Origin of the sequence: Deinococcus humi, from assembly GCF_014201875.1 — a bacterium.
GTDB classification, from domain to species: domain Bacteria; phylum Deinococcota; class Deinococci; order Deinococcales; family Deinococcaceae; genus Deinococcus; species Deinococcus humi.
On the sequence record NZ_JACHFL010000003.1, the window covers coordinates 434375 to 459679 of the forward strand.

The 25305-nt window shown below is 64.6% G+C and carries 22 protein-coding genes; 5 read left to right on the forward strand and 17 right to left on the reverse strand.

Annotated features, from left to right (window positions below):
• Window positions 1-57: 57 nt before the first annotated feature.
• Together HNQ08_RS08870 and pgm are read right to left on the reverse strand one after the other, a co-directional pair.
• On the reverse strand, window positions 58-528 hold the full coding sequence (locus HNQ08_RS08870; RefSeq protein ID WP_229790042.1) for a hypothetical protein: 471 nt from the start codon (window positions 526-528) through the stop codon (window positions 58-60).
• Window positions 529-530: 2 nt separating this feature from the next.
• Complete coding sequence (pgm, locus tag HNQ08_RS08875; RefSeq protein ID WP_184130100.1) at window positions 531-2165, reverse strand: phosphoglucomutase (alpha-D-glucose-1,6-bisphosphate-dependent); 1635 nt, start codon at window positions 2163-2165, stop codon at window positions 531-533.
• Between the two features lie 166 nt (window positions 2166-2331).
• On the opposite strand from pgm, the gene HNQ08_RS08880 reads away from it, so the two are divergent.
• Window positions 2332-2952 (forward strand): hypothetical protein, encoded by a 621-nt coding sequence (locus tag HNQ08_RS08880; protein ID WP_184130103.1) that lies wholly within the window; start codon window positions 2332-2334, stop codon window positions 2950-2952.
• 119 nt (window positions 2953-3071) lie between these two features.
• Entirely contained in the window at window positions 3072-3674 is a 603-nt protein-coding gene (locus HNQ08_RS08885) for a hypothetical protein (protein WP_184130105.1), read from the forward strand.
• Between the two features lie 58 nt (window positions 3675-3732).
• Here HNQ08_RS08885 and HNQ08_RS08890 read toward each other — a convergent pair whose 3' ends face one another.
• The 10 genes from HNQ08_RS08890 to recF form a co-directional block, all read right to left on the reverse strand.
• Window positions 3733-5910, reverse strand: coding sequence for a HelD family protein (locus HNQ08_RS08890; protein ID WP_229790041.1), 2178 nt, complete (start codon window positions 5908-5910; stop codon window positions 3733-3735).
• A gap of 68 nt (window positions 5911-5978) precedes the next feature.
• Window positions 5979-7100, reverse strand: coding sequence for an alanine racemase (locus tag HNQ08_RS08895; protein WP_184130107.1), 1122 nt, complete (start codon window positions 7098-7100; stop codon window positions 5979-5981).
• Between the two features lie 63 nt (window positions 7101-7163).
• Window positions 7164-7616 carry a GNAT family N-acetyltransferase gene (locus tag HNQ08_RS08900; RefSeq protein ID WP_184130109.1) on the reverse strand — a complete coding sequence of 151 codons (453 nt, stop codon included), beginning with the start codon at window positions 7614-7616 and terminating at the stop codon, window positions 7164-7166.
• A gap of 405 nt (window positions 7617-8021) precedes the next feature.
• Window positions 8022-8444 (reverse strand): DUF3293 domain-containing protein, encoded by a 423-nt coding sequence (locus HNQ08_RS08905; RefSeq protein ID WP_184130112.1) that lies wholly within the window; start codon window positions 8442-8444, stop codon window positions 8022-8024.
• Window positions 8445-8449: 5 nt separating this feature from the next.
• Window positions 8450-8827 carry a hypothetical protein gene (locus tag HNQ08_RS08910; protein WP_184130115.1) on the reverse strand — a complete coding sequence of 126 codons (378 nt, stop codon included), beginning with the start codon at window positions 8825-8827 and terminating at the stop codon, window positions 8450-8452.
• Window positions 8824-9894 (reverse strand): tRNA pseudouridine(13) synthase TruD, encoded by a 1071-nt coding sequence (gene truD / locus HNQ08_RS08915; RefSeq protein ID WP_184130118.1) that lies wholly within the window; start codon window positions 9892-9894, stop codon window positions 8824-8826. The genes HNQ08_RS08910 and truD overlap by 4 nt, the downstream gene beginning before the upstream one ends.
• A gap of 64 nt (window positions 9895-9958) precedes the next feature.
• Complete coding sequence (locus tag HNQ08_RS08920) at window positions 9959-10798, reverse strand: hypothetical protein (RefSeq protein ID WP_229790040.1); 840 nt, start codon at window positions 10796-10798, stop codon at window positions 9959-9961.
• A 220-nt stretch (window positions 10799-11018) separates the two neighbouring features.
• Window positions 11019-11729, reverse strand: a complete 711-nt coding sequence (locus HNQ08_RS08925; RefSeq protein ID WP_184130121.1) for a MogA/MoaB family molybdenum cofactor biosynthesis protein — start codon at window positions 11727-11729, stop codon at window positions 11019-11021.
• A 79-nt stretch (window positions 11730-11808) separates the two neighbouring features.
• The gene (locus tag HNQ08_RS08930) at window positions 11809-12696 is read right to left on the reverse strand and encodes a DciA family protein (protein WP_229790039.1); all 888 of its coding nucleotides are present in this window, start codon (window positions 12694-12696) and stop codon (window positions 11809-11811) included.
• Window positions 12696-13820 carry a DNA replication/repair protein RecF gene (gene recF / locus HNQ08_RS08935; protein WP_184130437.1) on the reverse strand — a complete coding sequence of 375 codons (1125 nt, stop codon included), beginning with the start codon at window positions 13818-13820 and terminating at the stop codon, window positions 12696-12698. The genes HNQ08_RS08930 and recF overlap by 1 nt, the downstream gene beginning before the upstream one ends.
• 133 nt (window positions 13821-13953) lie before the next feature.
• Here recF and HNQ08_RS08940 point away from each other — a divergent pair, with 133 nt between their 5' ends.
• Window positions 13954-14385: a DoxX family protein gene (locus HNQ08_RS08940; RefSeq protein WP_184130124.1), complete on the forward strand. Its 432-nt coding sequence runs from the start codon at window positions 13954-13956 to the stop codon at window positions 14383-14385.
• Between the two features lie 38 nt (window positions 14386-14423).
• Here HNQ08_RS08940 and HNQ08_RS08945 read toward each other — a convergent pair whose 3' ends face one another.
• A complete protein-coding gene (locus HNQ08_RS08945; RefSeq protein WP_184130127.1) occupies window positions 14424-15506 on the reverse strand; it encodes a protease complex subunit PrcB family protein in 1083 nt (360 codons plus the stop codon).
• Between the two features lie 90 nt (window positions 15507-15596).
• Window positions 15597-17321: a DNA repair protein RecN gene (recN, locus tag HNQ08_RS08950; protein ID WP_184130130.1), complete on the reverse strand. Its 1725-nt coding sequence runs from the start codon at window positions 17319-17321 to the stop codon at window positions 15597-15599.
• Window positions 17322-17554: 233 nt separating this feature from the next.
• On the opposite strand from recN, the gene HNQ08_RS08955 reads away from it, so the two are divergent.
• Both HNQ08_RS08955 and pckA read left to right on the forward strand, forming a co-directional pair.
• Entirely contained in the window at window positions 17555-18967 is a 1413-nt protein-coding gene (locus tag HNQ08_RS08955) for a coiled-coil domain-containing protein (protein ID WP_184130133.1), read from the forward strand.
• A gap of 256 nt (window positions 18968-19223) precedes the next feature.
• On the forward strand, window positions 19224-20816 hold the full coding sequence (gene pckA / locus HNQ08_RS08960; protein ID WP_184130136.1) for a phosphoenolpyruvate carboxykinase (ATP): 1593 nt from the start codon (window positions 19224-19226) through the stop codon (window positions 20814-20816).
• 84 nt (window positions 20817-20900) lie between these two features.
• Here the strand turns inward: pckA and HNQ08_RS08965 are convergent, their stop codons facing one another.
• From HNQ08_RS08965 to HNQ08_RS08975, 3 genes are all read right to left on the reverse strand, one after another.
• Window positions 20901-22277 (reverse strand): sugar ABC transporter permease, encoded by a 1377-nt coding sequence (locus tag HNQ08_RS08965; protein WP_184130139.1) that lies wholly within the window; start codon window positions 22275-22277, stop codon window positions 20901-20903.
• Window positions 22274-23686, reverse strand: a complete 1413-nt coding sequence (locus HNQ08_RS08970) for an ABC transporter permease subunit (protein ID WP_184130142.1) — start codon at window positions 23684-23686, stop codon at window positions 22274-22276. Before HNQ08_RS08970 ends, HNQ08_RS08965 begins: the two co-directional genes overlap by 4 nt.
• A 176-nt stretch (window positions 23687-23862) precedes the next feature.
• Window positions 23863-25041, reverse strand: coding sequence for a sugar ABC transporter substrate-binding protein (locus tag HNQ08_RS08975; RefSeq protein ID WP_184130145.1), 1179 nt, complete (start codon window positions 25039-25041; stop codon window positions 23863-23865).
• Window positions 25042-25305 lie beyond the last annotated feature (264 nt).

The following is a 25305-nucleotide window of genomic DNA, read 5'->3' on the forward strand; positions in this document are numbered from 1 at the left end:
GGCAGGAATGGGGAGTCGGGTGGGAGCTGGGCAAAACCGGAAGCTCCCCAGTGGCCTTTACGCCTCGCCCACCTCCGCCACTCCGTCGGTGCCGACGCGTAACTTCGCCTCTCCGAAGTGCACGTTCAGCACCAGTCCCCGCAGGTAGTCGCAAAGGTGGGGGGGAAGATCCTGCACCGTGAAGGGCTGACGTGGCGCAGCTACCAGGCGGTAAATCCCCGCCTGTTCCGGCACACGATCATAGACATAGGCGCCCCGGCGCTGAGGAGGGGTCAGGTGTTCGTCGAAGCCACCCGCCGGAGCGTTGGGCGGCTCGGCTTCAGGGCGGGTGTCGATCCAGACGTGCAGGGCTTCAAGCAGTTCCTCGGAAGCCAGGGCCGCCTCCGGAACCTGGGTGTCGCCCGCCGCCATGAACTGCGCGACATGGCCGCGCATGTCGGCGGCGAACCAGTCGAACTCCACACCCAGCAGTTCCTCTCGGGTGATGACGGTATGGGCCCCTGTCTTTCCAGGATCAGTCTCCCCCACCCCTACTTGCCCCCCAGCGCCTCGGTGACCACCTCGCGGGCCTCCTCCATCACCTGTTTCAAATGCTCCGCACCCTTGAAGCTCTCGGCGTAGATCTTGTACACGTTCTCGGTGCCGCTGGGCCGGGCGGCGAACCACGCCTCGGCGGTGGTCACCTTCAGGCCGCCGATGGGCGCGTCGTTGCCGGGAGCGCGGGTCAGTCGCGCGGTGATCGGATCGCCGGCCAGAGTCTGCGCCTTCACGTCCTCCGGTGAGAGGTTGCCCAGAATCTTTTTCTGCTCGGGCGTGGCAGGCGCGTCCTGGCGGTCATAGGCGGTCGCGCCGTATTTCTCGGTCAGGTCGGCAAAGCGCTGGCTGGGCGTTTTGCCCGTCTTGGCCGTCATCTCGGCTGCCAGCAGGCCGGGAATCACGCCGTCTTTATCGGTGCTCCAGGCTCCGCCATCCCGGCGCAGGAAGCTGGCCCCGGCGGATTCCTCGCCACCGAAGCCCAGATCGCCGGTCAGCAGCCCGTCCACGAAATATTTGAAGCCGACCGGAACTTCCACAAGAGTGCGGCCCAGCCCCGCAGCCACGCGGTCAATCAGGGCACTGCTGACCAGCGTTTTGCCCACGCCCGCTTCCCGTCGCCAGCCGGGACGGTGCTGGAACAGGTAGTCGATCATCACGGCCAGATAATGATTCGGGTTCATCAGGCCGTCGGCCGTAACGATGCCGTGGCGGTCGGCGTCCGGGTCATTGCCCACCGCCACGTCGAAATCGTCCTTAAGACGAAGCAGCCCGGCCATCGCGTAAGGGCTGGAGCAGTCCATGCGAATCTTCCCGTCCTTGTCCACACTCATGAAGGCAAAGCGGGGATCGACGGTCCGGTTCACGATCTCGAAGTTCAGACCATACTCGGCCAGGATCGCCTCCCACACCGGCAGGCTGGCCCCACCCAGCGGATCGATGCCGACGTGTACACCGCTCTCCTTGATGGCCTCCAGGTCGATGACCTCCGGCAACTGGCGCACATATGGCGTGATGAAGTCGAACTCTTCGAGTTTGCCCATCGCGTCTTCGAGAGACAGGCGTTTCACGTCGCGCATTTCATTCTCGAGGATGGCGTTGGCGCGGGCCTGCACGGCCCCGGTCACGTCGGTGTCGGCGGGTCCGCCGCTGGGCGGGTTGTACTTGAAACCGCCGTCCTGCGGGGGATTGTGACTGGGCGTGATCACGATGCCGTCCGCCGTGCCCCCCTTGCCCGCACGGTTGTGTTCGAGGATCGCGTGGCTGATCAGCGGTGTGGCGGTCATCACACCGGGCTGCACGCAAACGCGCACGCCATTTGCGGTCAGGACCTCCAGGGCACTCATCCACGCGGGTTCGGACAGGGCGTGGGAATCCAGGCCCATGAACAGCGGTCCGCTGATGCCCGCTGCGGCACGGTGTTCTGCCACAGCCTGCGCCACCGCCAGAATGTGCGCCTCGTTGAAGGTCCCGTTCAGGCTGGTGCCCCGGTGGCCGCTGGTGCCGAAGGCCACGCGTTGCAGTGGATCGTTGACATCCGGGCGCGTTTCGTAGTAATGCGCCACCAGACGTGGAATGTTCGTCAGCAGGCTCTGAGGAGCGGGTTTTCCGGCCAGTTCGCTGAGGGTCATAGGGGGCAGTTTAACGGGCCTGTTCCAGACCGCCCGATTCCATGAGCAAAATGCCGGGAACGCTTTAAGGCGGTGTCTTCTCAAATGCCCCGCCAGCACGATCAAGCTCACGTTTTGTAAATGTTCCGATCACCCATTCGCGCGTGGGATGGGTCACAGTGGCGGCATGAAGAAAATGATGATGGCCGCCGCAGCGATAGGAATGACTGGACTTCTAGCGGGCTGTGGCTCGTCTGGCAGTGCACCTGACGGTAGCGGCAGCGCACGTATCGTGGATTTAAAGACAGAGTACGCCTCATCCCTCACTCCAACCGTCCAATATGCGGGATGCGACAGCGTCACCAATCCCAGCGATACGGCGCGTAAGTACTCAACTCAGGTGGTGGTCGAGTTCGCGGCTGTAGGTGATATCAAATCAGTGGATGTGAAGCTAAAGGGAACGAATACGAACACCTATGATTCCGCATTCAACAAAAACGTTCCTTCCGAGCAACTCAAGACGTTGCCTAACGGTAATTACCGCGTCATCTTCGATGCCAACTCGGCTACCGGGGCGTTCCTGCCTAGCAGCGTCGGCACCCAGAGCATAGTTGTAACGCCGGTCGAGCAGGACCCACGTCCTGTCAAGGCGGTCACTGGTCAAGACAAGGTACCGGGTGGCTTCTACACCGAACTGACCATCAATACCGCTACAGCTAATTTCACCATTGACAGCCGTAATCTGCGCGTCATTCCAGTTTACCGGTCATGCACCTTGCAGAACGTCGCCCAACCTCTCAAGTTGTAAACCGTTCCGATTGATTTACGCCGGGACCGTGAGGCTCCCGGCATTTTCATGAGGTGTCCTTAGCTTTGCTGAAGGTAGGGGTCACGCGGGCGTCAGCTTGGTAAGTCACATTGAGTAGTATGAAAAAGCTCTTGATGGCAGCAGTGGGACTGACGGGCGTGTTGGCGAGCTGTGGTGGGGTCGAGGTTACTATTGATCCTGGGATTATTTCCAACCCTGTACTGATAACTCCTACAAATCCAGGGACGGGAATCACTCCGGTAAGCAACTTACAACTGTTGTCATATCAAAGTGAGTACACCCTCCCGACGGCATACACCGACACGAAAACAGGTGCCACCTACGCAAAGGGCTCCTCGGTGATTTGCGACAATTTGAACACTCGTATGAGCGTGGACGTTGATTTCTCTGGCACCATCAATCGATTTGGGGTTCGGCTAGACGGCCGTGATACCCCAGCAACGGGGACGATCTTCTCTGGGCCGCTGGGTAACATTCAGTCATCGAATCCAACTCGCTTTGAGTTCACGCTGGGAAATGGAGTGGCCCCGCTCAGTCTCGGCGACAAGCTGAAAGCCCAGGCTATCGTCGTGACACCAGTCAATACGTTCACTGTCAAAGGTGCAACGTTCGTCAGCGTTCAGGCCATGAGCGCCGATGGAACGCTCAGTGAAGTGGTGGATAGCGTCCAGGCAATTCCTGTGGCGGATTGCACCCGTTGACAGTCTGACTGTTGAAAACAAACCGTCCCACATCGGGGCGGTTTGTTTATGTCCGTTTTTACGCCACCAGCGGGTGCAGTTCGCCTACACTCACCAGCGCCAGCCAGTGAAGGGCACGACTGGCGCTGACATATAGAAGGCGCCGCTCATACTCGGTGCTCTCGTCGTAAGTGTGGGCGTTGGCGCTGCTCACGATGGCCGCACTGAACTCCAGCCCCTTGGCAAGACTGACCGGGAGCACCACCAGTCCGCCCCGGAAACGGTGTTCCTGGGTGGTGATCGGCTGGGCGTCGGTGTCGTGGTCGCGCAGGGCCTCAGCCAGCCGGTCTGCGTCCACAGCACGGCGGGTCACGATGGCGATGTTGACGTGCCCGGCAGCCTGCGCGTCCTTGACCGCCTGCGCGATCAGCGGCAACTCGCCGTAGGGGGCGTCTGCCGGGGCGGTGTAGCGCTGCACCTCCGCCCCGTCGCGGTCCACACCCTGTACCTGGGCGGCGCGGTTGTAGGTGGCAGCGATGCGCGCTCCCAGTTCAGTGATCTGGCGGGTGCTACGGTAAGTGCGGCCCAATGTCAGCACCTCGGCGCCGGGCAGCACGGCCTGCACCGCCTCCCAGCTACTCGGCCCCTTGTAGCCGTGCATACCCTGGTTCAGGTCCCCCAGTGCGGTCAGGTGGCCGGGGCGCGTGGCGCGTCCCAGCAGGGCGTACAGCAGCGGCGAGTAGTCCTGCGCCTCGTCCAGCACCACGTGGTCAAAGGGTTCGAGGTTGCGCCCGTCCTGCCGCCCGATTCCCCCTGTAAAGGCTTGCACCGCCAGCATCAGCGGCAATTCGGTGGCGTCGGCGTGGGCGCGGCGTGGCGTGGGAATGCCGCTCAGTGGATCGGTACCGAGCAGAGCGATCTCGCGTTCGGTCAGCAGGCCACTCGAGCGAAGGGCTTCGGGACTGCCCAGCAGACGGCGGGCCTCGGTGACGGGGGTGGTGCTGGCGAAAACCCGCCCCAGCAGCGCCGTGATGGGCGCCGAGAGCTGGCGCAGCACGCTGGCTTCCTCATCATCGGGCACATTCAGCTGCGACAACGCCAGGTCTTCCACGGCCCGGCGGAAACCAGTCCGGTAGCCGCTCAGGGGATCGGCAGCAAACACGTCTCGCAGGATGGCGTGCAGTTCGGTGTCGGTCAGAGCGAAAGTCTGGGGCTCACGCTGGTTCAGGGCCACCTCCTCTCGCAGGGCTTGACCGCGCAGGGCGGCGTTAAAGCGATTCCACAGGTGAGTGCGGATCACGTCCAGCATCCGGGCGTCGCCCAGCAGCTTGGCGCGTCGCCACGCCAGTGCGCGGCGGGTGTTGTCGTGATCTGTCAGCAGCAGGGTCAGCGTGCGGTCGGTGACCTCCAGCTTCTCCAGACCCAGCAGCCCGATGGCCCAGCTTTCGGGGGTGGTCACATTGACGGCCCCAATGCCCAGCTCAGGCAGAATCCGCGCGGCGTACGTGGCAAGCACCCGGTTGGGCATCAGCACCATGCAGGCCTCCGCCCGCGCCTGCTGCGGCCCACGCTCAGCATTGGTCATCCACGCCAGACGGTGGAAACCAATGGTGGTCTTGCCCGAACCTGCCGCCCCCTGAATGATCACCGGGGTTCCGGCGGAGTAACGCATGGCGGTGTTCTGCTCGGGCTGCAGCGTTTCCACCACGTCGCGCATACCGGCAGTGCTGCCCTCTTCCAACCTGCGCAACAGCACTTCCTCGCGGCCCCCGGTGTCGCCGCCGGCCTCATCGTCATACAGATCGGTGACGCGGTGGAGGGTCTTGGCGGCAATGTCGAGCTGCCGTCGCCGCTTGATTACGCCCTGCCCACCCCGACGCGGCGTCCAGCCCAGAGCGTCGGAGTAGAACAGGCTGCCCACTTCGCTGTCCCAGCCCACCACGCTGTGCGGCCCCTTCACGTCGCGGAAGCCGTGCTTGCCGATGTACAGCGTCTGCTCGCGCCCGCCCACGCGCACCTTCAGACTGCCGAAATACGGGTGATGGACGTGCGGCGAAAGCATCGCCGCGTGCTCCCCGGCCTCGTCGGCCAGGATGATGCTAGTTTCCAGATCCGCTCCCATCTGGCGGTCGCGGTCTTCCCAGAAGTCGATCTGGCGCAGCATGGCGTCCACCGTGCCTTTTAAGTGCGCGGTTTCGGATTGGAAGTCGGGGTGGGAATCGTGGACAGGTGGGCGGGCAGAAGCAGGTGCAGACATCGCCGCCCAGAATACGGGGTCTGGGCGGCGCGAAAAGGGAGGTTGAGGGTTGTGCCGGATAGGGTGGGTCAGCCCCCCCCCACCAGTTCCGGCTGAGGCAGTTCGGCAATCTGCTCCCCCGCTTCGTCCAACACAAACTTGTCGATGTACGTCGAGTTCATCAGGTGCAGCGCCCCCATGTATTTCAGGCGAAACGTGACGTAACTGCCTACCTTCAATCCGGCCTCGTTGTCGCCCACATTCAGCACCAGCATGTCGCTGCTGCCGCCGATCACTTCCAGGCGCCCATCCACCGGCTCCAGGTACTGGGGGGAGATGTCCAGGTAGCCCACATCCAGAATGGCGCGGTGGCTGGTTCCCGCACTGCTCTCGCTCTCGGCGGTCACCCCAAACGGGTTCTTGCCCAGCGTGCCGGACGGCGTGGTGGGCTTCTCGGCCAGCTCGATCACCTGCGCGTGTAATTCCAGCACGTCGTCGTGCATTCCAGCGAAGGTGTCCTCGGCCACCAGATCCTGGCCGAAGAACAGCGCCTCACCGATACGGAAGTGGTTGATGGCCTGGGGCAACCCGCCCGCCATTAAGAGTGGGATGGTCACGGTAGTCCCGGCACTGACCCACTGGATGTCCACGTTGTTCTTCAACTCGATAATCTTCTTGTACAGGCCCAACTGGATTAGCTTGTCCTCGCTGGGCATCACGCCGTTCAGGCAGTTCAGGTTGGTGCCGATGCCGATGATTTTAATGTTCGGCAGCTGGAAGACCTGTTCGTAGAACTCGACAATGTCCTCCCGCAGCACGCCCTCGCGCAGATCGCCCATCTCGATCATGATGATGATCAGGTGCTGCCGGTCCTGGCGCACGGCCTCGGCGGAGATGGCGCGGATGGTCTCCAGCTCGGTGTTGAAGCTCACGTCCGCCCACGTCACCAGCTCCTCGATCAGGGCGGAGGCGGGCGGCTTGATGTACACGGTCTGCGCCTCTGGCGCCAGCTCCTTGATGGCCCGCAGGTTGCTGATGCGCGAGTCCAGCAGTTCTAGGCGGCCCAGGCGAATGACCTCGTTCAGAAACAGTTTGTGGCCGCACAGCAGCTTGGTGGTGATGCCCCAGTCGATGTGGTGTCCACCAAGCAGATTTTCAAGAAAATTGAAGTTGGCCTGCAACTTGGGGCGGTCCAGGGTCAGGTAGGCCATTGGGTCACCTCCTCAGATAAAATTGAGACGATTAGGAAAGGGGCCGAGGGCAGCGGAACGCCCTCAACGGGTCAGCCGCATTTCAAGGTATTTGTTGGTAAAGCCCAGCCGCTCGTACAGCTTTTTAGCCGGGTTGTGGGGTTCAACGTGGAGGGCGACGTTGCCCTCCACGCTCGCCAGCACCGTTTCCATCAATTGTTGGCCCAGACCGCGCCCGCGCGTCTTGCCGTGGACGGCAATGTAAACCAGGATGTTTTCAGGGATAAAGCCGCTCATGCCCGTGCGGTTGGTGATCACCGCGCCCAGGATCTTGCCGTCTTCCTCGGCATACGTAACACTGCCGCCGCGTTCCCGTGCGTAGGCAAGACACGCCTGGATGTCTTCCAAGGCGTCCCCGTACTCGTCGAGATGCGTGTGCAGGAATTCGGCCACGCGCTGGCCGTCCTCGGCGCTGAGACTGTCGGCAGCCCCTGAGCCCAGCGTGTGGTTGTTGATGTTCAGGGTTTGAGTGGTCATTCTTCCCCTCCTGTGGCCCTCAGCGTAAGGGCTGGTGTGTCATGGCCGCCCCCATCCCGCTTGAGAAACATTTGACATCGGAGGCGACGCTCTGGGGATCGGCAACACAAGAGGCCGCCCCGCAGCAACAGAGCACCTTAACGCAAATGGGCTGGCCAGTCTGCAAGTCACGGCACGGAGAAAACCCTTGGCGCCGATCTGAAGGCGTTCATAAAGCCTGGCCTGGACCACGGGATAGCAAGCAGACGCCGGCGCCCAGGTCAGGATGTAAGCTCGCTTCTGCAATTACGTCAGCAAATCAAGTCAAAGCCAGAATGGGCTACGGGCTTAATCGACAGTGACGAGGACGAGAACCAGTGGGCAGATTCTCTCCCAGCCCGACGGGCGTGACCCGCTCGCAAACGCTCAGTGCTCGGAACGCTGCGCCCAGAATCTTTCCAGCCTTACGCCGTCCCTGTTCAGCCACACCAGGGCTACCCTCTGACCCACTCCAAAAAGAACGGCGGCCTGCCCGAATCTCCAGGCCAGGTCAGCTGCGAGGCGCAGGCCCAGACCGGGCAGAATCACAGACGGCTCGGCCCACTCACCCTCGCCGTTGACTGCGGGAAGGTGTGGGTGGGAAACGAGCAAGGCGAGCAATTTTTGCTCAGCCCGCCTGTTATCCGCTTCCGATTGAGGTTGTCCTCCCGGATTCCAGGCGGTGACGATGACCCACGTCCCAGCGGCCCAGGACAGCGCGGCGACGCAGGGATGGGTGACAAGCTGGAAGCGCTCACTTCCTGTACCGTAAGTTGCAGCCAGGAACGCGGTCCGCTGCTCCCCCTTCACTGCGTCTAGCGCCCCACAATGGCAGTCTGGTTCAGGATCACACCCTGGCGAAAGCGCAGGACAATGCTGACCTTCTGGCCTGCCTTAAACGTGCCGCCCAGCACCACCCGGTAGCCCGAGCTGCCGCTGAGGATCAGGCTGCCGCTGATCGGTACGGATTTGACCACCTCGCAGCGGGGGGTGCACTTCATCAATCGGGCGCGGCCCAGGCTGCTCCAGACACCCATCAGGTCATCCGGCCTGGACGCATTGACCCGGCCCGTCAGAAGCGCGCCCCCGTAGCTGGGCATCAGCTTAAGATCGGCACTCAGCCCGGCGGGATTTTGGGCTGCCGCGCCTGGCAACAGCAGCAGGGCCGCCAGCACTGCCGCTCTGGGCGTCATTCCTCACCGCCTGATTCATCGGTCTCCGCACCAATGGGCTCAGCGCTGTCTACCTCGGTCTTCATTACCTCGCGCAAGACACTGGTGGCAAAGCTGCCCTTGGGGAGGGTGAAGGCCAGGGTGTAGCCATCCTCCTGCGGGGTCACACTGACCTCTTCAGGGAACACCCGCGTCAGGCGGCGGTCGCCGCGCCGGGAGGCGAACACCCCCGGCGTCAGGTCGAAGTGGGCCAGCGCCTCGGCCTCCAGCGCTCCGGCGTCCAGGGTTAGGGGTTTGGTCTTCTTGCCGAACAGGGTGCCGGTGGCGCTGACCTCGCCCCGCGCGGCGCGGGGTGACTCGACGGCGGCATCCTCCACCAGGAAGACGCCGCCCGTATCGTGCTTCTTGGCCATGTCGCCCGCGAGGAGCGAGGCAAAGACGCCGCGTTCCAGGCGCAGGCTAAGGAAAGTGTTGAACACGGCGCTCTGCACGCTGGAAACCAGAAAGCGGCGCACACGCGGGTCACGCAGGCGCGATTCGCCGCGCAGCACACGCAACCCCTCCTCGGCATTCAGGCCGCCCAGGCCAAAGCGCTGTGGACCAAAGTAGTTGGGCACGCCCTGGGCGCTGAGGGTGTTCAGTGTGGACTCGGCCGCAGACGCGCCGCCCGCCGCATCTCGCACGCGAACCACAAAGCGGTTGCCGCGCAGGTGGCCCATGCCCAGTTTGTTGCCGTGGCGGGTGGTGTCCAGAATCCGCACGCCGTCCACAGCGAACTCGCTCAGCCGCCGCTCGTATTTGGCGGGCACACTGATCCATTGCGTGGTGACCGCATGCCGATCTTTCAGGCCCGCCACGCCGATATCGCGGTCACGCACCCCTAATTGGGTGCCCAGTTCGCGCAGGACATGGGCGGTGGTGTGTCCGGTCTTTTCCAGGTGCAGGTACAGGTGATCGCCGTCGCCGGAGAGCGGGTAGGCCCCGACCTCCTCTACCCGGAAATCCTGAGGCTCCTGACGCAACCGCCCGCCGGTTCCCACGTCTTCCGTCAACGCCCGCAGGGCCGCCCATCCAAACACCAGACTCACGATGTCGCCCAGCCTATCCCGGCTTCCTGCGGCGGGCGTGAGAGGCCAGGGGATGCGGGCGTCCTCAGTTCAGCACGCGCCCGTCGGCGCGTCCCAGCGGGGTCCAGTCGGCGCGGAACAGGTGGGCGTCCGGCGACTTGTCAGGGCCGTACCACACCCGCACGCCGCTGTCGCGCTCGCCCACGGGCAGGAGCGCTTCCTGACCGGCGCGCAGCTCGGACAGCACCTGACCGTCGGGGCCGCGCACGCGGTACCACGCGTTGATTCCTGCGGGGGACCAGCCCGCCAGCCGCAGCGGACGCGGGGAGATGTTCTTCAGGTGCGCGCCCTGCTCGCTGAGGGTCACGCTCAGGTCCGGCCACTCCGGGGTCACGGTGGGGTGCCAGCGCGTCTGGAAATTCAACGGGGGCTGGGGCGCCCTGGCAGGTACACCGCCTGCCGGGTACAACGCGGTCCCCAGCAGCCCAGCCAGGCCTGCCAGCAGCGCACACATGGCCGCCACGAAGGCCAGCGGCTCGGAATGCTCCCCCTGCAGCACGCTGAGAGCCAGCACCGCACCTACCAGGACAGAGACCAGTGGCCACGCGGGCGAGGGACGTCTGGAGACACGGCGGTACGGCAGTGGCCAGAATTCAGCCAGCAGCAGCGCCGCCGCGCCCAGACCAAACAGCGCGGGCACGTCCAGCGTGGGCGTCAGCAGCAGTAGCGCCAGCCCGGGCACAGCCCACCAAGCCACGCGTGGCAGGTAGCCCAGCCGGGCCTCGCGCCCCACCCGCACCAGCCACTGCAGCGCGATCAGGCCAAGGAACAGGGCATACACGCCCGTGACCTCCGTCAGTGGGGTCAGCTCCAGCAGCGAGCCGAAGCCGCCCAGTCCGGCCTGTAGAACCTCCAACTCTCGCACGTCTCCTCTCCTCGTGGGTGGCCCGGCCCGCCGCCAGCCCGGCCCAAAGTATCCCCCAGGGGCGGGCTGGAATGGAAGATTGGCAGAAGATGGGGTGGGACGACGAAGGGGTCCGAACAGACGACATTGCAGAAGTCATGGACAGCACGCCGGAAACACCCTCGCCTCTTGCCAGCCAGAAATCCACCCCAGGATCAATGCGGCAGGACACAGCGGTGAGTCACAGCGGTGGCTCCTTCTTGTGGCGTCCCAGCCGGGACACGGGAGCAGCCGGAACGGTGGACCGCTGCGTCCCCTTCTCCGGAGATTCCTTCCCCTCCGTGGGTGACCGAACAGCGGAAGGCTCAGGCGACACGGGCGCCACCTGCCCGTTCAGGGACGATCCAGCCGGGGTCACCACGCCGGGCTGACCGTGGCGCTCAATCTCGAAGGCCAGGTGACCGATCTCGTCACGCAGGATGCCCTCCCAGGCCGTCCTGACCGCATTCAGACTGCCCGGCATGGCGAAGATGGCCGAACCTCGGCACAGTCCGCCCAGCGCCCGCGACAGCATGGCCGCGCCGCCCACCTGTTGGTAGCTGAGCATGCGGAACAGTTCGCCGAAGCCAGGGATGGCTTTAGTCAGCATGGATTCCACCACTGGGACGGTCACGTCGCGCCCGGTCAGGCCGGTGCCCCCGGAGGTCAGCACCACCGTCGCCTCGCGCACGAACTGCACCAGCGCGGTGCGGATCTCCACGGCGTCGTCCCTGACCACGCGGTACTGCGCCACATGGTGCCCCGCCGCCTTCAGCTCGGCCAGCAGATACTGACCGCTGGTGTCGGTCTCTGGGGTGCGTGTGTCGCTGATGGTCAGCACGGCCACGCGCACATGGCGCGGCGCGGCGGCGCGGTGCTGCTGGGAAGCAGGCTGCTGGGAGGCGTCCGTCATGGGTTCACGATACCGTCGCCACGCTGGGTTAGGCCCATTGACGGGGATTCGACCTCGCCAGCGCCTAAACTCCGCTCCCTCAGCGCCCGGCGCTCAGCACGTTGCGCGCCCGCTCGGGCAGCAGCGCGCGGTCCGAACGCTTCAGGTCTGCCCGTGGGCGCCGCAGGTACAGCGACAGATACATGCCCGCCTGCTGCGCCAGGAACTCGCGGTAGCCGTTCTCCTGGCCGCTGCGGACGCATTCCAGGGCCAGCAGGTCCAGCTGTCCTTCCAGCCGTTGCAACGCCAGGTAGCGGGCCGCGTTGGCCCCACTGTCACCCAGGGTGTCGGGCAGGGCACTCAGCTGTTCGGGCTGGGCCATCAGGACGCGGGCAGCCCGTATGACGTTGGGGTCTTCCAGGGTCAGGCAGCAGGCGCGGCACGGCTGCTCCTGGCTGGCCTCGCCGCAGACCGGACAGGGCCGCCAGCCCTGCTCCTCTCGCCACCGGCGTGAGCGGGTGATGGCCTCGGCCGCGCGCAGGGCGGCGGGACGCAAGTCCTCCCCCACCTCCCGCACCAGCTCGCGGGCACGGGCGCGGTCCGGGGCCGGCAAGGGCGGCGGCGCAGGAGCCATCACCGGCTCGCGCACACTGCCCACGCTGAAGCGGATATCGCTCAGGGGTGCGTCGGGAAGCAGGGCGTTCAGGGCCTTGAGAAAATGATGGCGCTGCATGCTCAGGTGATGGGCGGCGGCGCTGTCGCGCACATCCACGAACAGGACGCTGCCCTGCTGGGTGCGTGCCCGGGTGATCCGCGCAATCTCGGGACCCACTGCCCCCGGCCACGCCAGAATCGCCCGTGCCCGTCCGATCCCCTTGGCGATGCGCGCCGTGCCCAGCGTCGCACCCATCAGCTCTCCCAGACCACGCGGCCCGCTCAGACGGCGGCCCCGGTTGTAGCGTTCTCGGTTGTATCGGTCCCAGGCCATCAACGCACCTCCAGTGGCAGAGCGGCCAGCTCATCTTCTGCCGAGTCGTCCGCCTCCAGCTCGGTCAGAGGGGGCACGTCCACCGGCGTGAACCGTCCGGACTGCGCCCAGAACTGCGCCGACGCACCGGGCGGACGTTCGGTGCCGGTCACGATGGCCTGCGGCACGCCCGCCGCCAGCTCCAGCAGAAAGGCCCGGCGTCCGGGATCCAGCTCGGCGCTGAAATCATCGATAAGCAAGATGGGCTGTTCACCAAAACGCTCGGCCAGCAGTTCCAATTCGGCGCGGCGCAGGGCAAGGGCCACGGTGCGGCCCTCGCCCCGGCTGGCATACTCGCTGGCAGGAAAGCCGCCCAGGGTCAGCACCAGATCGTCGCGGTGCGGACCACTGACCGTGGAACCGCGCGCCAGCTCCTCGGCCCGGCGCCCAGCCAAATCGGCGGCGTAGGTTTCGGGCGTGGTGGTTTCCAGCAGGGTCAGTTCCAGCGTCTTGCGGCTGCCCAGCGCGGCGTTGGCCGCTGTCGCCAGTTCGCTCAGGCGGGTCAGGGCCCGGCGGCGAAAGGCGATGATCTCGGTCCCCAGCTTCACCAGCGCGTCGTCCCACACCGACATCGCCCACTCCTCGCCACCCTTGAGGGCCGCGTTGCGCTGTGACACCGTGCGCTCGTAGCGGCCCAGCTGCTGGCCGTAGCGGGCGCTCAGGCGCGACAGCAACGAATCCAGGTAGGCGCGGCGCAGGCTGGGCGAGCCGAACACCAGTTCGGAATCCTCCGGGCGGATCCACACCGCGCTGCCGCGGGGCAGGTCGCCTGCGCGAACGCGCACGCCGTCTACCTTGAGCTGCCGCCGCCCGCGCCCCAGGCCCACCTCCTGCACACTCAGGCTGCCTCCCGACTCCAGATCGGCGCGCACGTAGGCCTCGCGCTCACCGGACTGCACCAGCTGTTCCAGGCGGCCCACGTCGGTCTGACCCGTCAGGGCCAGGAAGATGGCCTCCAGCAGATTGGTCTTGCCTGCCCCGTTCTCGCCAAACACGCCGGTCACGCCCGCTCCAAAGCACAGCGTGCACGGCGCGAGGTTGCGGTAATTCAAAGTTGAGAGGGACTCCAGGCGCACAGGGTTCATTCTAAGCCGGACGGGCGCGGGCTTCTGTGGCATGGAGCGGGGATGGGCACGGTCTAAAGCTGGCAAGCGCTGAAGATGGGCGTGGTCCCCGCAACGTGATCCGCTTTAATGTGCAGCTTGTTACACTGCACACATGCGGCGACAGCCCGAATATGCCCTGGCCCTGATTCGCGTGGCGGTCGGCATGGTGTTCGCCTGGCACGGCTTTCACAAGATTTTTGAGCTGGGGCTGGGGAATGTCACGGCAGCCTACCAGCTGTCGGGCGTGCCCCTTCCCCTGCTGTTCGCGCCGCTGGCGGCCGTGCTGGAACTGGTGGGCGGGCCGCTGCTGGCGCTGGGTCTGGGCGCACGCGGACTGGCCGGGACGCTGGCCCTGATCACGGCTAGTGTGACCCTGGCACCGTTGCTGTCTGGGCGCCTCAGCCTGGCGGCACTGGAAGTTCCACTGCTGCTGCTCGTGGGCAGTCTGGCCGTCATGGTGGGCGGGCCAGGCTCCCCGGCGCTCAAGGACCGGAGCGGCGCGGTCCGGCCCCCGGTCCGCGTAGCCGGCAGAAAAAGAGGCTGACGGCAACCCGGTCAGCCTCCCTGATGTGGCAGAGTGACTCAGCGCAGCGGGTTGCCCGCCTCATCCACCACCCGCACGTTCTGGTACTTGCCTTCCACGCGCACGATAGTCCACGGGCTGGTGATGGCCTGCGTCGTGATGGCCCCCGCCTGCGGCGCACGGAGCCGCGCAACAAGGGTCAGGGTACCGCCTGACGCGCTGGCCCCGGTGATGGTTACACCGTAGCCGCCGGTGGCACGCTGGCCCAGAAACACGCCGACCAGGGTGGCGTTGCCGGGATCAGGTGGGGTGGGTGCGCCGGTCTGACGCGAATAGGCCTGCGCATACAGGGAGGCAGCCTCGGCGGGTGTGGCGGCCACAGTGACGGTAGGTTCAGTGACGCCCGACTGGGTGCCGCTGACGAGTTCGGTGAAGTTCACGCGCGCTCCTGTAGCCACCTGGGCGGGAGAGGACGGCAGAGGATTCAGAGATCCAGTTGACGGCGGAAGCCCTGCCGCGACGGTGACGACATTCGGCAGCACGTAGAGCGCGGTACGGCGGTACTCGGTGGGCCTGGGTTCCACCGCCAGCGGAGCGTCGGCGGCAGGCACATCGGCCAGCACGCCTACCGCTAGTGGCCCCTGACCCAGCAGCGCCGCACTGAGCACGCTCGCTTCCTCGGACGTCAGCTGCCCGGCCCCCTGAAGCCCGTTCACGGCGCTGGACCCCACCGTTCCACTCAGACCGCTCAGCTTGCTCCAGTTCTGCCCATCCGTGTAGTACACCGCGCTGAGGCCACCAGGGGTGACCACGTCGAACGAACCGTTGGTGCGGCGGGTAACGTTCAACGGGGCGGCGATGGTGGAGGTGGGCTGGCGGTAGGTGGCCTTGCCAGCCACGCTGAGGCTCCCGGGAGTGGCCACCGAGTCCTCTATCTGGGATCGGAGTTCCACGGTCTGGCCGCCCAGCTTCAGGCTGCCTGCCGCGCCACCCGTCAACGAGCCGTAGACCCATACGATGCGCTCCTGCGCGCCGCCGTACAGCAGCGCTTCATGGACCCGCAGATTACTGGGACCGGTCATGGTACAGGCGCTGAACAGACCCGCGCTCAGGAGAAGGACGGGCAGGAGGGATTTCTTCATGCTCCCAGCTTAGGCAGCGCGTCTGATGACACCCTGAACGCGGCCTTGGGCAAATGCACATGCGGCCCAGTGGCCCGCAGAAGAGGAAATTTAGCGCTGGGGCACGCCCGTCATCAGCTCGCGGGCGTGCCCCAGCGCAGCCTCGGAAGTGTTGCCGCCCAGCATGCGGGCAATCTCCTCCAGGCGTTCATCTGGCGACAGGGGCCGCACACGGCTGACGGTGCGTCCCGCCTCCACCGCCTTTTCCACCTTGAAGTGGTGGTCTGCGCGGGCGGCGATCTGGGCCAGGTGGGTCACCACCATGACCTGACGGCTGCGGGCCAGACGGTACAACTGCTCGGCTACAGCCAGCGCCGCGCCACCGCCAATCCCGGCGTCCACCTCGTCGAAGACCACGGCAGGGGTATCTGCGCCCAGCACGGTGCTGATCGCCAGCATCACGCGCGACAGCTCCCCCCCGGAGGCCACGTCCGAGAGCGGGGCCAGATCCTCGCCGGGGTTGGCGGTGAACTGAATGGTCACGTCGCTGAGGCCGTACAGGGCCGGTTCGGACAGTGGGGACAGCTGGAATTCCAGGCGGGCGTGCGGCATGCCGAGTTCGCGAATCACCGCCACCAGTTCCGCGGCCAGCGGCGCGGCGCGTTCCCTGCGGGCGCTATCCAGCGCGGCGCCAACCCGGCGCAGCTCCTCCAGCAAGGCCTCCACGTCGGCATCCAGGGTTCCGGCATCCTGCTCGTCACGGGTCAGGACTCTTAGCTCCTCCTCCACCCCGGCCTGAAATTCCAGCACATCCTCCAACGTGGGGCCATACTTGGTCCGCAGCTTGCCCAGCGCGCCCAGACGGCCCTCCACGCGGGCCAGTTCCTCGGGGTCCGCCGCCCCGTCCTCGGCCACCGCGCGCAGCTCGCCGGACACGGCCTGCAGGCTGTCCAGGGCCGCACGCAGTTCCTGCTGCAACGCGGCGCTCGCTTCGTCGTAACGGGCGCTGGCATTCAGGGCGCGCACCGCCTCGCCCAGAAAGCCCAGCGCGTTCTCATCGCCGTCCGAGATCAAGGTTAGAGCCCCCGCCGCGCTCTGGGCAATGGTTTCCAGGTTGGCGAGGCGGTTCAGCTCGGCCTGCAGGGGCTCTTCCTCGCCGGGCAGGGGGGCCACCTCGGCGATCTCGCGGGCCTGGAAGGTCAGCAGGTCCAGTTGCCGGGCGCGTTCGCGCTCACCGGTGCGCAGCCGCTCCAGCCGGGCCCGGGCTTCCTGCCACTCGCGGTAAGCATGGGTATAGGCGGCGCTGTGATCGGGCAGGCCCCGGTCCAGCAGGGCGCGCTGGTTGGCCGGTCCCAGCAGACTGACCGCGCTGTGCTGCCAGTGGATCGTCAGACGGGTCTGCGCCCATTCCTGCAATTCGCGCACGCTGACCACCTCACCGTCCAGCCGGGCTACGCCGCGCCCCTGGGTCGCCAGACGTCGGCTGGCGCTGCGCTGATCGCCACTGGTCTGATCGGCACTGCTGAGGCCCACCTCCTCATTCCAGAAGCCCGTAACCAGCAGATCATTCTCGCCGGTCCGGATCAGGTCTGTGTTCGCCCGTGAGCCCAGCAGCAGCCCCAGCGCGTCCACGATGATGCTCTTGCCTGCGCCCGTCTCGCCGGTAAAGACGCTCAGGCCGCCAGCAAAGTCCAGTTCCAGTTCACGAATGGTGGCGAGGTTACGGACCTCCAGCCGGGCCAGCGCGGGGCCAGCAAGGGCCGCCGGAGCCGATGTGGGCGGCCTGGACAGAGTGGCAGTTTTCTCAGCGCGCGGGGCGCGGGCCTTGCGGGTCATCCTGCGCAGTTTAGAACTTTAGTGGGCGGGGGTTTCGGAGTGTGAGGCCGGGCAGCTTTCCTACCCCTGAGGTCGCGCGCCGAAGTAGACCGGCAGATCAGGCGCGCCGGAGGCAAATTCTCACCAACCATGAATCTTCCGTTACATTTCCCCCACGTTGCCCCTCACCGTGCGCGGCACAATGGCAACATTGTCCGTGCCGCCCCGCGGCGACGGACGCAAAGGAGTTCACCATGTCCATGAAATACGAATCCACCGGCGGCGTCAGCAAACGCAGCCTGCTGCTGCTGGGCGGGCTGGCCGCGCTGGCCCTGAACAAGGACGTCCGCCGCTCCCTAGTGGGCGGCACTCGGCACGCCTGGATCGATGCCCAGGACACCCTGGAAAGCACGGTCAAGCCCGCGCTCGCCGACGCCGCAGCGCAGGCCCAGCAGACCGCTCAGCTCGTGTCGCACGAGGCGCAGAAGTCGGCGCAGCTCCTGGCCCTGGAAGCCGCCAAGCGTGGATCAACCGTCCTAGAAGCCTGGAAGGAGGAGGGCGCGCCCCAGGCGCAGGCTTGGCTGGAAACGGCCCGCGAGGCAGCGGTAGAGCTGGCCTCCACCGCCCAGGAAAAAGCGGCTGAGTTGGCTGAAACCGCACAGAAACACGGAGGCGTGTTGGCCGAGGTAGCACAGGAGCGTGGCAGCGAACTGGCGGAATCCGTCCAGAAGCGCGGCAGCCAGCTGGCCGCCGTCGCTCAGGAACGCGCGGCCGAACTCTCGGCAGAGGCTCAGGCACGGGCTGCAGCAGCGCAGAGGGAAGCGAAAAAGCGGGCCGCCAGTCTGGAAAAAGACGCCCAGCAGATGTCGGACAAGCGCAGCAAGCAAGCCCAGGACGCTCTGAAGTCTGCTCGTAAAAATGCCAGCAACACGCTCGATGACGTTCAGAACAGCGGGTTGGGCCTGTTGAGCACCGTTCAGGACAGTGGAGTGGGCCTGCTCAGCAACCTCCAGGGCTGGATGCAGGACACCCTGATCGATACTGGCGACACGCTAGAAAACCGCCGTTGTACCGCCGAGAAGGCCCTGAGCCGCGCCCGCCGTCAGGCCGAGAAGGACCTGCGCGCAGGCGGTAAGAACTGGAACACCAAAAAACTGGAGAAAGCCGTGACCAAGAAAGTTTCGCCGTTGCAAAAAGAGCTGGATAAGGAACTCAAGACGCTGGAGAAGCAGGCCAGACTGGCCCGTAAGAGTGACAACAGCGGCGGAGGCCTGGGTGTGGGCATCATGACCCTGCTGCTGTTGGGTGGCGGCGCGGTGGTGCTGGCCCGCGTGCCCGCCGCCCGCAAGGCCATTCTGGACGCCGTGGGCATGGTCAGTCCCGAAGCAGCCGAGAACCTTCACCGCTTTAGCCGCAATGCCCGCAACGTGATTGGCTCGGCGTGGCTGGAGCAGATTGAGGAACCGGCGGCGACGCCCGCCCCCGGCGCGGCGGCGTCCACCCGCGCAGGTACAACCGGCGGAACCTGGGGCGCCTCCACCGAGCCAGGCGCTCCGGCCACCGCCCGCACACAAGCCGAGGAACAAGCGGGCAAGCCTGCCAACGCCAGCGAGACGGACGTCGCCAAGACAGCAGCCGACAAGGACACTCAGCCCAAAACAAACTGAGTCACGGGTGCAAGCCAGAGGGGGTGGAAGGAGAAGGTCTCCTTCCACCCCCTCTGGCTCTTATGTGCTTGGGTCAGGGCTGTGTCTGTCTGGACCGGACACCTCATCTTATTGTTTCCCCCATCGTGACACCCGAAAGGTTGGGTTGGAACCGCTTCCTAGGCCACAATCGTGATGTTCGTCGATACACCAATTCAGCCGCGTCTCAGTGTGCCAAGCCGCCGCGCGGCCTCTTTTTCTTTAAGGAGCTAATCCCATGAGCCTGACTGCAAACAGTCCGCTGACCGATCTCGGCATTGAGAATGCCACCGTCCACCTGAATCCTGGCGTGGACGAGCTCTACGCTCACGCCGTCCGGCTGGGTGAGGGCGTTAAGGCTGCCACCGGCCCGCTGACCGTTCACACCGACAAAACAGGACGCAGCCCCAAAGACCGCTTCATCGTCGAGGACGATCAGACCCGCGACGCGGTGTGGTGGGAGGGCTTCAACCGTCCTATCAGTGGCGAGGTCTTCGATCGCCTACTGGCAAAAATGACAAAGCACGCCGAGGGACGTGAGCTGTTTGTCCAGCAGGTCTTCGCAGGCACCGACAAGAAGCATCGCATCGCCGTGCGGATGATCACCGAGATGGCCTACCACTCCCTCTTTGTCCACAACATGTTTGTGCGGCCCACGCCGGAAGAGCGGGCCGATTTTGAAGCCGACTGGACCGTGCTGAACATACCCAGCTTCAAGGCTGATCCGGCGGTGGATGGGGTCCGCAGCGAGACCTTCATTCTGGTCAACTTCGGCAAGCGGATGATCATTGCGGGCGGCACGCAGTACGCGGGCGAGAACAAGAAGGGCATTTTCGGCGTCATGAACTTCCTGCTGCCAGACCAGGGCGTGATGCCCATGCACTGCTCGGCCAATGTAGGGGAGAACGGCGATGTGGCGCTGTTCTTCGGCCTCAGCGGAACGGGCAAGACCACCCTGAGCGCAGACCCGGCACGCAGGCTGATCGGCGACGATGAGCACGGCTGGACGGAAAGCGGAGTCTTCAACTTCGAGGGTGGCTGCTACGCCAAGGTGATCCGCCTGAATCCGGAGGCCGAACCTGACATCTACCGCACCACCCAGACCTACGGCACCGTGCTGGAAAATGTGGTCCTGCGGGAAGACGGCACGCCCGATCTGGACGACGACAGCCTGACCGAGAACACCCGCAGCGCCTATCCCATCACGCAGATCGACAACATCCAGCCGGGCAGCATTGCGGGTCATCCCAAGAACGTGGTGTTCCTGACCGCCGACGCCTTCGGCGTGTTGCCGCCCATCAGCCGCCTGAGCCCGGACCAGACCATGTATCAGTTCATCAGCGGCTTTACCGCCAAGATCCCCGGCACGGAAGAGGGCGTCACCGAGCCCAGCCCCACCTTCAGCACCTGCTTCGGCGCACCGTTCATGCCCCGGCACCCCGGCGAGTACGCCCGCCTGCTGGCGAAGAAGGTGGAGGACAGCGGCGCCACCGTCTGGCTGGTGAATACTGGCTGGAGCGGCGGGATGTACGGCCAGGGCAAGCGCATGAGTATCGCCCACACCCGCGCCCTGATCAACGCGGCGCTAAGCGGTGAGCTGGACAGTGTGACGTTCGAGCGCGAACCGTTCTTCAACCTGGAAATTCCCACCCAGGTGCCGGGTGTGCCCAGCGAGGTCCTCAATCCCCGCGACGCCTGGACTGACAAGGCCGCCTACGACGAGACGGCCAGGAAGCTGGCCCGCATGTTCCGCGAGAATTTCAAGCGCTTTGAGGCGGGCGTGGATGCGTCGGTGACGAACAGCATGCCCGATCCGGACGTCCAGGGCTAGAGACTTTCAGTGAAGGCACGAAGAAACCCCCGCGACTGATGCGGGGGCTTTCCTTTAAAGCTGAAAAGAAGATTGGGCCTGTCGTTACTCCTTGACCCCGCCCGACACCGTGCCGCCCACGAAATAGCCCTGGAAGCCGTAGAACAGCGCCACAATGGGCAGTGCCCCCAGAGTGGCGGCGGCAGCGAACACGCCCCATTTGGTGCTGAACTGACCCTGCGTGAACGAGAGGAGCATGATGCCTACCGTCCACTTTTCCACGCCGGTCAGCAGAATGTTCGCCAGGATGAACTCGGCGTAGGTGCCGATGAACTGGTTCAGGAAGATGAAGACCAGAATGCCGCCCGACAGCGGCAGCACCACGCGGACGAAGGTCTGCCAGCGCGTCGCGCCGTCCACCATCGCGGCTTCCTCCAGCGATTCGGGCAGGCTCTCGACGTAGCCCTTGAAGATCCAGGTGTTGAAAGCGATCGCGCCGCCGCTGTAGGCCAGAATCAGTCCGGTGAAGGTGTTGCTCAGGCCGAGGATCACCATCAGGGAGTAGACGGCCACCAGCGCCAGGAACACCGGGAACATCTGGATGAAGATGAAAAACAGCAGCGTCTGGAAGCGTCCCGGGAAGCGCAGCCGGGCCATCGCGTAACCCGCGGTGGTGGAGAGCAGGATTGCCAGGATGCCGGTAATGCCCGACACCAGCAGCGTGTTGCGCACCGACAGCAGGAACTTGCTCTCGTTGGTGCTGCCCCCGAACTGCGCAGGCCCCATGAAGATCACCAGCACGGCCACGGCCACCATGAGTACCCGTAGTGCCCAGGTGCGGGTCCGGTTAAGGCTCTCGCTCTCGCGCCCCACGCGTCCGACAATCGCCAGGATCGCCAGAGCGGTCAGCGCCGCGCCGGAAAGTCCGGCCAGCAACAGTTGCCACAGCGGAATGGTGACACCCTCAAACAGTTTTTGAAAATTCTCGTAACTCAGCACTTCCAGGCGGGGCAGCAGGCCTGTCTTGTACAGAATATTGGGATTGGAAAAATCCGGGAAGGCGAACAGGCTGTTGCGCGGATCGAAGGCGGCCACCAGCACGTAAAACAGCGGGTAGATCGCCACCAGCACCACCAGAATCAGGAACAGGTGCGTGAGTTGTACACCCAGAACAGCGCTGTAGCTGACCTTGCGCCCGGTGCGGGCCATGCCGATGCGCTGACCCAGCAGACTGGTCAGGGCCAGCACGCCACTGGCAGCCAGCAGGAACAGCAGGAAGCGAATCCAGCCGCGTTCGACGAAATAGATGGTGAAGCTCTTGGGCCGGCCCTGCATATTCCTGTTCAGATAGAAGGCCAATGTCCCCAGAGCGATGACCAGGGCGGCAGTCACCAGCCACGGCAGGGCCTTTCTCAGTAGCCCCGGCTCATGGTGAACGTAGACCTCCGGCGCAGCGTCGTTGTGCGTAGGCAGGGTGGTCATTTACGGGCCTCCTCAAACACACCTGCGGCCTTGAAGTTCACCAGACTGATCGCCAGGGTCAGGAAGAAGATGATCAGCGCGATGGCGCTGGCCAGCGAATAGTTGGACTGCCCGCTGGAGGCAAAAGCCGTGTTGTAGCCCCACGACAGCAGAATGTCGGTGCTGCGCGCGGTGGCCTCACGGCCCGGCTGGTCCGGCCCGCCCTGCGTGAGCAGGTAGATGATGCCGAAGTTGTTGAAGTTAAAGGCGAAGCCTGACAGCAGAATGGGGGTGAAGCTGTTGCGCAACAGCGGCAGCGTGATGTTCACGATCTGCTGCCAGCGGCTGGCCCCGTCGATACTGGCGGCCTCGTACAGATCGTCGTTGATGGTGCTCAGGGCGCTGATGGTGGCCGTCATCATGTACGGGAAGCCCAGCCACAGGTTGACCACCAGCACGCTCACTTTGGCCCACAGCGGATCACCCAGCCACGGCACGGCAGCGAAGCCAAGCAGGCCCAGCCCCTTGTTGACGATCCCGAACTGCTGGTTAAACAGCGCCACCCACATCTGCACGCTGATCACGGCGGGAATGGCCCACGGCAAGAACAGGAGCGTGCGGTAAACGTTACGGCCCTTGAGGTTCTTGTTGTACAGCAGGATGCCCAGGATCAGCCCGGCGATGGCATTGATGGTCACCGTGGAAAATGCGAACACCACGGTCCAGATGAACACCGGAATCAGCGCGCGGCTGGCCTGGGCGAAGATCTCGCGGAAGTTGGCCAGACCAATGTAATCGATGCTGTTGAGGCGGGTGGCCCTTGCCACCTCAATGTTGGCGGTGAATAGAGAGGCCAGCGTCACCTGAAGACCGTTCACGCTGGCGATCTTGGCCCTGAAGGGCACCGACGCCTGCTCGTCGAACAGCACCAGCGTCGCACCCGCGCAGTCTGACGTCTTGCAACGCAGGTACTCCTGCACGCTAGTCGACTGTGGCGTCTCGGCCAGCGTGACCACGCGTCTGTCCGGGCCAAGCGTTGCGGTGGTCCGCAGCGCCGAATCCGGATTGCCGCTGTTGACCGCGTTGTAGTTGGTAAAAGCGTAATTGATGGTCAGCACGATGGGCAAGATCGTGAAGGCTGCCAGAAAAACCAGCGCCGGAAACAGGTAATACCAGTTGACCATCCACGGAAACAGCCGCAGCACAATCGGCAGCAGCAGCAGCAGTACGGCGGCCCCGTAAATCAGGATCATGTATGGGGGCGCTGTCGGATACAGCCGGGCGGTCAGACCGCTCAGCAGCCATGCGAGAAGCACGGCGCCGCCCAGCATCACGGCCAGGATCAGCACCGCCAGCAGCACGCCTCGCGTTCCTTCCGGGGGAACGTTGGAGCGGGCACGGGAACGGGGGGGGTGTGGAATCGCGGTCATGGGGATGCGCCGTCTCCTTTGAATGAGGCTGTGTGGCTGTCAGGGACAATCTTAGAACCATTCATCGTGAAGCCCCTCACATTGTGCTGCAACGGGCAGCTTTGAACTAGAGGGAGGCCCCACAAAAAGGCGGACGGGCTCGACCTGCCCGTCCGCCTCGACTTCAAGAGCCGAATTTACTTGATGTTGCCCTGGATTTCCTGCACGGCCTTGTCCAGAATCTGGCTGTAGTCCGGGTTGGGCTTCTGCACGCTCTGGGCAATCGCGGCGCTCCAGGGAGCCCACACGGCGCCCATCGCCGGAACGTTGGGCATGGGGGTGCCCGCGCTGATGGCCTTGCCGAAGCCGGACACCACGGGGTCACTCTTGAGCTTGGTGCGTGCGCTCAGGCTGACCGGAATGCGCCCGCCCGCCTTGTTAAAGGCGTACTGAGCGTCACTGGAGCTGATCTGCTTGGCAAACTGCGCCGCCGCCACCTTGTTCTTGCTGTAGGCATTGATCATGGTGCCCTGCACGCCCACGAAGGGGCTCCACTTGCCGGTCGCGCCGGGAGGGGTGGGGAAGGTAGCGATGCCGTAGTCGATGCCCGCCTTCTTGATGTCCCCCATGTCCCACGGGCCAGTTAGGTACATCGCCAGGCGGCCGTCGGTGAAGGCGCCCTTGGCCACGTCACCGGACACCCCTTCAGGCACGAGGTTGTACTTGTAGCGCAGATCGTTCAGGAAGGCGCTGGCCTTGTCGGCTCCAGCGTTTGCCAGACCGATATCCTTGGTGTTCAGCGTGCCGCTGGTGTTCTTAAAGACGTAACCGCCGTAGGCGCTGATCACACCGTAGTTCTGGTAGGCGTTGGACAGATCCGTTAGGAAGCCGAACTTGCCGTTGCCGGTGTTGGCCTGCGCGGTCTTCAGGAACTCGGCCCAGGTGGTGGGGGCCTTGGACACCAACTTCTTGTTGTAGACGAGAGCGACGGCCTCGGCGAACATCGGGATGCCGAACAGCTTGCCCTGGTAGGTCATCGCCTGCAGGCCGGTCTTGTCGAAGTCGGTCTTGCTGGTGATGTACTTGTCCATCGGCTCGATGACGCCCGCCGCCGCGAGCTGGCCCAGGCGGTCCTGTGGCAGGGTCACGATCACGTCGGGACCCTGGCCCTTGGGGGCACTCTGGATCAGCTTGTCGGGAATCTGGTCAAAGGGCACGCTGACGATGGTGGTCTTGTTGCCCTTCTTATCGAAGGCAGCAGCCTGATCCTTGAGCCAGTTCAGTTCGGCGCCACCGAAGTGGGTCCAGACCGTGATATTGGCGGCGCTGGCTTGGCCCAGCAGAGCGAGGGACAGAATGGTCAGTGCTTTCTTCATGTTCTTCTCCTTGATCAATGCGATTGTTGAATCGCTTCCAATGTGGGTCAGATTGTGGGACAACCCATCTTAACGCCTTGATCCGCTGCAATTTGCAAGGGAATCTACGGACTGCTCTGGAACGGCAGCATGTCGTGGACAACTCGACGATGGGATGGACCCATCGAGAAGTATACGCCATACACCCCAGGACCGACAGGGACAGGTTCCGCAGCATCTATTCATCACCTCGTCAGATTCACTCCTTCCTGATTTGCCTACTTA